Raw genomic sequence first — 9,295 nt, forward strand, 5'->3', positions numbered from 1 at the left:
ACCGAGGGCATCGACGTCTCCGCGCTGGAGCTGCGCCCCTGGGACGAGGCCCTCGCGGCCTGGGCCCGGTCCTACCGCGCCGCCTTCGCCGCCCACCCCCGGGCCATCCCGCTGCTCATGACGTCCCCGGTGCGGGCGCCGCGCGCCCTGGAGCAGTACGAGCGTGCCGTCGCCCTGCTCCTCGACGCGGGCTTCCCCCTCGCCGACGTGATGCCGGTGCTGGTCGCCCTGGAGAACGTCGTCCTCGGCTCGGCCCTCGATCTGGCAGCGCCGGAGGCCATGTGGGAAATCGCCGACGAGACGGCCACGCCGCGCCTCGCCGAAGCGCTCGACGCGGTGGGCGACCAGCGTGCGGACGCCGCCTTCGAACTGGCCCTGGCAGGCTTCCTCGACCACGCGCGCCGCAGGCGGGAGACACACGCGGCGCTCTGACGGCAGCGGAGGTCGGCCGCGTTGTCAGTGGGGGCTGCCACGATGGGCCGCATGGACGAGGTGGACGAGGTGGACGAGGAAGTCATCCCCATTCTCCGTGTCGCGGACGCCGCGGCCGCGGTCGCCTGGTACGAGCGACTGGGCTTCACCCAGCGATGGGAGCACCGCTTCGAACCGGGGCTCCCCGCGTTCGTCGAGGTCGCCCGGGGCGGGATACGGCTGTTCCTGTCGGAGCACGAGGGCGACGCCCGTCCCGACACTCTGGTCTACCTGCGGGTGCGCGACGTGGACACGCTCGCCTCCGCGTTCGGCGTGCCGGTGGAACAGGCCCCGTGGGCGCGCGAGATCGCATTGCGCGACCCCGACGGCAACCGGCTGCGGATCGGCACGCCGACGCGCTCACGTCTCCCGGGAACCGGACGCGGGAGGGGCGGGAAAACTCCTGTGCGGTGATTCGTACACCTCTGCGATCATCCCGGCATGGCCAACCGTCTCGCATCAGTGGTTCTCCGGCACACCCATCGTCTGCCCGCCCCCGAGGGGTCCGCGGGGGACGGCGCCGCCGCGGCGCGGCAGTTCGACGCCGCGTTGCTGTCGGTGGGGTTCAAGCTGTCGGCCGACCTGCTGGCGCACCTGTCGGGGCTGTCGCCGGCCGCGGTGGTGCACACCGCCACGCGCACGCTGCGCACGGTGCGCGAGATGGTGGGCGACCACGTCGCGCACAACACGTACTTCATCGACTTCCCCGCGAACGTGCCGGACACCGAGGAGTTCTGGACGCGGTGCGTCGCCGATGCGCTCCGTGACCGCGAGGCGCGCGGCAGCGTGCTCTCCCAGCTGGCGCGCGGGGCGCTGAACCTGCTCAGCCTGCCGTCGTACGGCCGCTACCAGCACACCTACGAGGAGATGCTCGCGGTGCAGGACGAGCTGATCGCCTCGGCCGGCGACCGGCTGACGGTCCTGCACCTCGGCGGGGCCCTGGACGACGAGGTCACCGCCCTCTACCTGGCGCTCGCGGGCAGCACCACACCGCTGGGTGAGGAGCACCTCGCCGACCTGAAGCTCCTCGCGGAGCGGTGCGCGACCGGTCCGCAGCCCGAGTCGATCCCGGTCCGGGAGAACCGCGCGGTCGTCAACGAGGCCCGCCTCGGCGTCGGCGCCGACCTGCTCCTGGACACCGTCACCGATGTGCTGCGGCTGGCCTGCGCCCTGTCGGGCGGTGACGTGACGCTGCGGGAGCCGACGCGGCTGCGGACGATGCCGCGTCCGGTGCGCCGGGCGCTTCTCGCGGGCCTGGACGCCGTGGTCGCGGAGAGTCCCGCGAAGCTCTGCGACGTGCACGCGTACCGCGAGCCCTTCAAGCGGCTCGGTGAGCGCCTCCACCCGCACGAGTACCCGCGGTGGCCGCACGCCGCCGAGGTGTTCGCCGTGGCCCGCGGCGAGAAGGAGGCGCGGTCCCTCGACAGCCGCGCGCAGCGACTGCTCGGTGAGGGCGACGTCCCCGGCGCCGTCGGCCTGCTGCGGACCGCGCCCGGCAAGCTGTTCCGGGCCCTGGACCACCTGCTGCGGATCGCCGCCGGCCAGGAGGAGCGGGACGCCGTGGTGGCCGCGGCCGTGGAGGTCGCCCCGCAGGTGTCGGGCCGGGTCGTGCTGGCGGTGCGCGAGCATCTGCTCAACCGGGAGCGGAAGTCCGGTGAGCGCCGGGTGTTCGTCAACCGCCGGGGCCGGGCCTGGGTCGCCGCCGACAAGCGGCCGGCCGTGCCCGCGGAGGACCGCGAGCGCCTGATCGCCGCCCTCGACGCGGAGCTGCGGCGCCGCCTCCCGGTGCCGGCCCGGCTGCTGGTCGACCCGGACGTCCTGGACGTGGCACTGCCGCTCAGCGGCCGGGCGACCACCGCCGGACTCGGGGTATTGCCGCGGGGCTCCGCGTCGGCGGTCGACGGCGAGCTGCTGCGCTTCTTCGTGTACTGGAAGGAGCGCGGGCGGCGGACCGACTACGACCTGTCGGCGCTGCTCCTGAACGCCGACTACAGCACCGACAGCTGGCTCTCGTACACGTCGCTCAAGACGGTCGGGGGCGAGCACTCCGGTGACATCACCGAGGCGCCGGACGGGGCCTCGGAGTTCATCGACCTGGGCCTGGACCGGGTGCGCGGCACGTTCGTGGTTCCGCAGGTGAACATCTACACGGGTGAGGGGTTCGACGAGGCCGAGGAGTCGTTCTTCGGGTTCATGCTGCGGGACGGGGAGCAGAAGGGCCGTCCGTTCGAACCGCGCACCGTGCGGATGAAGTCGGAGCTGCGGGGGCCGGGTCGGGTGGCGCTGCCGCTGGCGTTCAAGCGGGAGCGGGACGGCCGGTGGAGGGCGAAGTGGTTGCACCTCTGTCTGACGGGTGTCTCGTCGGGCAACCGGGTCGAGGAGAACCAGGCGTCCGTGTCGCGCGTGGTGCGGGCCGTCATGGAGCGGGAGCAGCTCACGGTTCGGTACCTCGTCGGCCTGATGACGGACGCCGACGGGACGACGGTCGTGGAGTCCTGGGACGGCGAGTCCGTGCCGGACGCGCCGGTCATGTACATAGGTCTCGAACGCCCCGAGGGGCTGCACCCGGACTCCCGGATCATCACTCTCGAAAATCTGCGCGACCTGATTCCGGGCTGAGTGCTAGCGTGGCCGAAGGCGAGGCCATGAAGGGGCTTCCTTCTCCATTCCTCCTTGAAACGAGTCCTTTCGCTTTCCTCGCCGTTCACGTCGCCCCGGGCGGCGCCCGCGTTCACCGCGCGAGCGCCGCCCGCGCCGCGTCCAGGGCCTGTTCGGCGTAGCCGCGGCCGAAGAGCACCGTGTGGACCAGCAGGGGGAAGAGCTGGTGGAGGCCGACGCGGTCCTGCCAGCCGGCGGCGAGGGGCGTCGCCCGCTGGTAGCCGTCGAGCACCCGGTCGAGGTGGGGGCAGCCGAAGAGGGCGAGCATCGCGAGGTCGGTCTCGCGGTGGCCGCCGTGCGCGGCGGGGTCGATGAGCCAGGCACGGCCGTCGGCGCCCCACAGGACGTTGCCGTTCCACAGGTCGCCGTGCAGCCGGGCGGGCGGCTCGGCGGGGCCCGCGAGGTCGGGCAGCCGCGCGCAGACCTCCTCGAACAGGGCGGCCTCCGCCGGGCGGATCGTGCCGTCGTCGACCGCGAGCCGCAGATACGGCAGCACCCGGTGCTCGGCGTACCAGCCGGGCCAGTCGGCGCCGGGGACGTTCCGCATGGGGGCGCGCCCGATGGAGGCGTGCTCCGGGCCGCCGGGGGGTGCGGCGCCGAAGGCGGACGCTCCCGCGGTGTGCAGGGCGGCCAGGGACTCCCCGAAGCGGGTCGCCGCCGCGGCGCCGGGTGAGCCCTGCCGGATCCGGTCGATCACCAGGCGGTCCCCCTCCTGGCCGTGGACCGCCGGCACGGGGACCGCGCCCGCCTCGGCCAGCCAGCGCAGTCCGGCCGCCTCCGCCCGTGCCGCGTCCGGTCCGTCGGCCCGCTTGACGATCACCACGCGGCCGTCGTCGAGGGTGACCTCGGTGAGGGCGCCGGAGAGCGGGCGCTCGCCGACAGCCGTACGGCCGGTGAGCCGTACGGCCAGGTCGCCGGGCGCGTGGTGAGCGCTCACGGAGAACCACCTCCAGATCCCGTGCGGTCGACTGCCGTTCCCGGGAACGGTACGGGCGGCACCTGGCCCCGGTGAAATCCCCGCGCCCTGCCTCGGCCCGGCGGCGCCTCGCGTGCGGCTGATGTCGTGCGCCCCGCGCGCCGGGGCCGGGCGCGGCCGAGGGGCGCGGGTGCGCGGGGCGGCCCCGCGTCTGCCTCGCTCGGTGGTTTCCGCCTCCCGCGGACCCGAAGTCGCCCCTTTCACGCGGTGCCCGACCGGCCGCCCCGCCTGTTTGGCTTGACCTGCGACACGCGCCGCACAGCCGCTCGCGCCGCCCACCGCCGCCACTGTGGTGTCCACCGCCTCGGAATCCGCCCACGACCACGTCGTACGCGCGCCACCCGAGTTCCCCGTACCGCCGTCGACCGGTGTTCCGGTGCCCGCCCGTGTTCCCGCGCGTCCTCGCACGTCCCGGCACATCCGCGTATGTCCGCTCACCCTTCGGGAGGGAAAGTGACCGCCCCCGTGAGTTCCGCCGAAAGCGCCCCGGATCCCGCCGACGGCCCGCACTGCACCAGTCTGAGCACCCGGGCCGCACGTCAGCTCGCGACGACCACCAAGTCCGCGCCGCAGATGCAGGCCATCACCTCCCGGTGGCTGCTCAGGATGCTGCCCTGGGTGGACGTCAAGGGCGGCACCTACCGGGTCAACCGGCGCCTGCAACTGCGGGTCGGCCGGGGCCGGGTGCAGTTCGACCAGAACGGCGCCGACGACGTCAAGGTCATCCCGGAGACCCTCACCGAACTGCCCGCGCTGCGCGGCTACTCCGACCTCGCGGCGCTCAGGGAGATCTCACAGCGCTTCCGGGTCCGTGAGGTGCGGGCCGGCCAGGTCCTGGTCGACGCCGGGCAGCCGGTGACCGAGGCGTACCTCGTGGTGCACGGCCGGTTCACCCGCTACACCACCGGCAAGTACGGGGAGGAGGAGGTCCTCGGCGTCATCGCCGACGGCGACGGGCTGGGCGACGAGGCGATCGGCCACGCCGACCCGCTGTGGCTCAGCTCCGTGCGGGCCGAGACGGCGGCCGTGGTGCTGGCGCTCAACTGGGACACGCTGATGGCGTTCGTGGACCGCACCCCGTCGCTGCGGTCCCAGTTCGACGCGTTCACCGACCGGCAGAGCAAGCCGATGAACCGCAAGGGCGAGGCCGATGTCCCCCTGGAGGCCGGCCATGTGGGCGAGTTGACGCTGCCGGGCGGCTTCGTGGACTACGACCTGGCGCCCCGCGAGTACGAACTGTCGCTCACCCAGACCGTGCTGCGCGTGCACACCCGCGTCGCGGACCTCTACAACCACCCGATGGACCAGACGGAGCAGCAACTCCGGCTGATCATCGAGGAGATCCGGGAACGCCAGGAGTGGGAGTTGGTCAACAACCGCGAGTTCGGGCTGCTGCACAACGTCGACTACGGGCAGCGCGTCAGCACCTTCTCCGGGCCGCCGACCCCGGACGACATGGACGAACTGCTGTCCATGCGCCGCAGGACCCGGATGTTCCTGGCCCACCCGAAGGCGATCGCGGCCTTCTTCCGGCAGTGCAACCGGCGTGGGCTGGCACCCGGCACGGTCACCGTCGGCGGGCACGAGGTACCGGCCTGGCGCGGGGTCCCGCTGCTGCCGTGCGGCAAGATCCCGATCAGCGCCCAGCACACCACCAGCATCATCGCGCTGCGCACCGGCGAGAAGGACCAAGGCGTGATCGGCCTGCACCAGACCGGCATCCCCGAGGAGTACGAACCGTCGCTGAACGTGCGGTTCATGGGCATCGACACCACCGCGATCATGAGCTACCTGGTCACGGCCTACTACTCGATGGCCGTGCTGGTGCCCGACGCCGCCGGGATCCTCGAGAACGTGCAGATCGGATGGATGCCGGAATGAGCGAACCCTCGTCGTCCGGCACCGGGACCGCGACCCGGCTTCCGGGGCCGCCCCGTCTCACCCGCCGGTCCCCCGCCCGTGACGGGGGCGCGATCCCGGGACTGCGGTACCGGCCGGCCGTGCCCGCCGATCCCGCGAAGGTCGCGGAGGTCGACCGCAGGCTCGCGGCGTGGGCCGACCGCCTCGACCTGTTCCCGCGGCAGTGGCGGAGCCAGTTCGACCGGTTCGGGCTCGGCCGGGCGATCGTGCTCGCGCATCCGGGCGCGGCGGGCATCGACCATCTCACCGCCGCCGGGAAACTGCTCCTCGCCGAGCACCTCGTCGACAACGTCTACTGCGAGGTGGACGAGGGCAAGGGCGGATCGCCGCGCGGCCTCGGCGGCCGACTGCTCATGGCCCAGTCCGCGCTCGACCCGTTCCACGGCACCCCCGACCTGGAGGAGCGGTGGCAGCACGGCGTACGGGCCGACGGGCCGCTGCGCTCGTACCGCTTCGCGCTGCGGGACTACGCGGTGTTCGCCACGCCCAGCCAGACCGACCGCCTCGTCCACGACCTGGCCCGGCTGCATCTGGGCTATCTCGGTGAGGCCGCCTGGGCGGAGACCGCGCACATGCCGGGGGTGTGGGAATACCTGGTGATGCGGCAATTCAACAACTTCCGGCCCTGTCTCGCGGTGGTCGACGCCGTGGACGGCTGGGAGCTGCCGGAGGCGCTCTACGCCCGGCCCGAGGTCCAGCGGATCACCGCCCTTGCCGGCAACGCCGCCACGATCGTCAACGACCTGTACTCCTTCACCAAGGAGTTGACCCATGACCCCGACCATCTGAATCTGCCCGTGGTGATCGCCGCCAACGAGCGGTGCGGACTGAAGGCGGCCTATCTGAAGGCCGTCGAGATCCACAACCGGATCATGGAGGCGTTCGAGGAGGAGTCCGCGGCGCTGTCCGCCGCCTCCCCGCCGATCGAGCGCTACGTCACCGCGGTCGCCGCCTGGGTGGCCGGCAGCCATGAGTGGCATGCCACCAACACCGACCGCTACAGCCTGCCCGACTACTGGTAACGCCCCGCACGGCCGACGCCCGATCGCAGCGAAGGAGCCTTTGTTGACCATCATCGACGCCGTCACCCCGCCCGCCGCACCGGCGCCCGACCGGCCCCCGGCCCCCTCCCCGGCGCACTCCACCTACCAGCGGAGGGTCGCCGACTACTGGAACGCCGAGGAGAACCCGGTCAACCTCGAACTCGGCAGGATCGACGACCTCTACCACCATCACTACGGCATCGGGGAGGCCGACTGGTCGGTCCTCGACGACGACCTCGACGCGCCGCGCCGCCGGGAGCGCGTCACCGCCGAACTGCACCGCCTGGAACAGGCCCAGGCGGAGCTGCTGGCCCACCATCTGGGTCCGCTCTCCCCCACCGACCGCGTCTTCGACGCCGGGTGCGGGCGCGGGGGCGGCAGCGTGGTGGCGCATCTGCGGTACGGCTGCCACGCCGACGGCGTCACCATCTCCGCGAAGCAGGCCGAGTTCGCCAACGACCAGGCCCGCAGGCGGGGCATCGACGACCGGGTCCGCTACCACCACCGCGACATGCTCGACACGGGGCTGCCCGCCGGGGAGTTCGCCGCGTCCTGGAACAACGAGTCCACGATGTACGTCGAGCTGGACCTGCTGTTCGCCGAGCACGCCCGGCTGCTGCGCCGAGGCGGACGCTATGTGACCGTCACGGGCTGCTACAACGACACCTACGGCCGCGCCTCGCGCGAGGTGTCCCTCATCAACGCGCACTACATCTGCGACATCCACCCCCGCTCGGCGTACTTCCGCGCGCTGGCCCGCAACCGTCTGGTCCCCGTCCATGTGCAGGACCTCACGGCTGCCGCGCTGCCCTACTGGGAGCTGCGCAAGCAGGCCGACCATCTGGTGACCGGCATCGAGGACACCTTCATCACCGCCTACGAGAACGGCAGTTTCCAGTACCTGCTGATCGTGGCCGACCGCGTCTGACCGGCGAAGCGGCGGCGGGCGGCCGGCGGCCGAGGGGGCGGCCGCCGAGGGGCACGAACGGCGCGGATCACGGCTCCGAGGTCTCGGACTCGAGCGCGGTGCGGGTCGGCAGGCCGTAGACGCCCGACTCGTCGTCGAGGACGAGGCGGGTGAGCTGGTAGCCGCGGACGGCGCTCTCGACCTCCCGGTCGTACTCGCCGTCGGCGTCCCCGTTGTAGAGGCCGGCCTGGCGCAGACGGAGCTGGAGTTCGGTGACCTCGGGGCCCCGGTCGCCGAGGCCGAGGACGGGGTTCTGCTCGGCGCTCCCGGTCGGTCCGGGGCCCGATGTGCGGGTGGCGCCGCTGTTGGACGGGGTCCGGGTCGGGCGGGCGGAGCCGGTCGGGGTGGCCGGGCTCTCGCCGGGGGTCGCGTCCTGGGAGGCGCTCGGGGTGCCCGTCGACCGGCTCGGTGAGGCCGTGCCCGACGGGGTGGGCGTCGGGGTCGCGCCTGCCTGGGATGCCTGGGAGGCCGCTTCCGGGAGCCGGGCCCGGACGTCGTCCGGCAGGGAGCCGTCCCGTGCGGGCGCGTCGTACGAGAAGAGGCCGCTCACGAGGCCCGCCGCCACCAGGGCCGCCACCGCGGCGGCTCCGGCCCCCACCACGAGCGCCCTCCTGCGTCGCCGCCCGCCCTCGTGACGGCCGGTTCCGATGGCGGCCCGCTCGTCGGGGGCGCTGGCGGCACTGGGCGGCCCCGGGTGCCCGGCATGGGCGGGCAGCTCCTGCGTGGGGCCGTCCGGCTCGTACGCGGGGTCGTGGAGGTCGGAGGTGTCGTGGACGGCGGAGGAGTCGGGTGCGGCGGCCGTGTCGGGGGCGACGGAGGGGTCGGGGGCGACGGAGGGGTCGTCGCCGACCTTCACGAACGGCCGTATCCGTACGGGGTCGAAGTCCTCGGCGGCCGCCGCCTGTGCCGTTCGGGAGTCGCGGTGGGCCTCGGACGCCTGCTCGGCGCAGGAACAGGCCGGGGTGCCGTCCGCCACCCGGGGCGTACCGCACTGGGGGCAGACAGGGCCTGTCGGTTCACTCACGCGCGCACTCACTTCGAACGGTCTTCCGGAGTTCTCACAGTCTTCTACACGAAATCCCCAAGATTTGCTTGAAACTCGAACCAGAACTCGCACGGGAGATCGAAAAATGGCCAACCCGACTCAGCGCGAGATGACGTGACCGGTCGTCGAGTCATCGCGCGCGCCACGGTGCGGGAGCTGCCGGTGCGGGAGCTGCCGACGGGTCAGCCGGCCGACCGTCCTGCGGGGTGCCGTGC

General features: G+C 73.0%; 8 protein-coding genes. 6 read left to right on the forward strand and 2 right to left on the reverse strand.

Annotated elements, in window-relative coordinates; genetic code table 11:
• The 3 genes from M8J73_RS31900 to M8J73_RS31910 all read left to right on the forward strand — a co-directional run.
• A partial coding sequence (locus M8J73_RS31900) for a TetR/AcrR family transcriptional regulator C-terminal domain-containing protein (protein ID WP_249829389.1) occupies positions 1-432 on the forward strand: 432 nt, incomplete at its 5' end.
• 69 nt (positions 433-501) lie between these two features.
• Positions 502-885 (forward strand): glyoxalase superfamily protein, encoded by a 384-nt coding sequence (locus M8J73_RS31905; protein ID WP_055537895.1) that lies wholly within the window; start codon positions 502-504, stop codon positions 883-885.
• 27 nt (positions 886-912) lie between these two features.
• Positions 913-3,090, forward strand: a complete 2,178-nt coding sequence (locus tag M8J73_RS31910) for a TerD family protein (protein ID WP_249829390.1) — start codon at positions 913-915, stop codon at positions 3,088-3,090.
• 112 nt (positions 3,091-3,202) lie between these two features.
• On the opposite strand, the gene M8J73_RS31915 is transcribed toward M8J73_RS31910, so the two are convergent.
• On the reverse strand, positions 3,203-4,066 hold the full coding sequence (locus M8J73_RS31915) for a fructosamine kinase family protein (RefSeq protein ID WP_240501746.1): 864 nt from the start codon (positions 4,064-4,066) through the stop codon (positions 3,203-3,205).
• Between the two features lie 465 nt (positions 4,067-4,531).
• Here M8J73_RS31915 and M8J73_RS31920 point away from each other — a divergent pair, with 465 nt between their 5' ends.
• Genes M8J73_RS31920 through M8J73_RS31930 form a run of 3 tightly spaced genes read left to right on the forward strand, consistent with a single transcriptional unit; the run spans position 4,532 to position 7,996 of the window.
• The gene (locus M8J73_RS31920) at positions 4,532-5,986 is read left to right on the forward strand and encodes a family 2B encapsulin nanocompartment shell protein (RefSeq protein ID WP_055542771.1); all 1,455 of its coding nucleotides are present in this window, start codon (positions 4,532-4,534) and stop codon (positions 5,984-5,986) included.
• On the forward strand, positions 5,983-7,047 hold the full coding sequence (locus M8J73_RS31925; protein WP_055542770.1) for a family 2 encapsulin nanocompartment cargo protein terpene cyclase: 1,065 nt from the start codon (positions 5,983-5,985) through the stop codon (positions 7,045-7,047). The genes M8J73_RS31920 and M8J73_RS31925 overlap by 4 nt, the downstream gene beginning before the upstream one ends.
• A gap of 49 nt (positions 7,048-7,096) precedes the next feature.
• Positions 7,097-7,996 (forward strand): geranyl diphosphate 2-C-methyltransferase, encoded by a 900-nt coding sequence (locus M8J73_RS31930; protein ID WP_372504054.1) that lies wholly within the window; start codon positions 7,097-7,099, stop codon positions 7,994-7,996.
• A 67-nt stretch (positions 7,997-8,063) separates the two neighbouring features.
• Here M8J73_RS31930 and M8J73_RS31935 read toward each other — a convergent pair whose 3' ends face one another.
• Positions 8,064-9,059: a peptidoglycan-binding domain-containing protein gene (locus tag M8J73_RS31935; RefSeq protein ID WP_249829392.1), complete on the reverse strand. Its 996-nt coding sequence runs from the start codon at positions 9,057-9,059 to the stop codon at positions 8,064-8,066.
• Positions 9,060-9,295: the final 236 nt, after the last annotated feature.

It is taken from the genome of Streptomyces neyagawaensis, assembly GCF_023516595.1.
GTDB classification, from domain to species: domain Bacteria; phylum Actinomycetota; class Actinomycetes; order Streptomycetales; family Streptomycetaceae; genus Streptomyces; species Streptomyces neyagawaensis.

Excerpts from the sequence above, each read along its gene's own strand:
- M8J73_RS31910 (WP_249829390.1), top strand. The coding sequence starts at position 913 with ATGGCCAACCGTCTCGCATCAGTGGTTCTCCGGCACACCCATCGTCTG.
- M8J73_RS31925 (WP_055542770.1), top strand. The coding sequence starts at position 5,983 with ATGAGCGAACCCTCGTCGTCCGGCACCGGGACCGCGACCCGGCTTCCG.
- M8J73_RS31920 (WP_055542771.1), top strand. The coding sequence starts at position 4,532 with ATGTCCGCTCACCCTTCGGGAGGGAAAGTGACCGCCCCCGTGAGTTCC.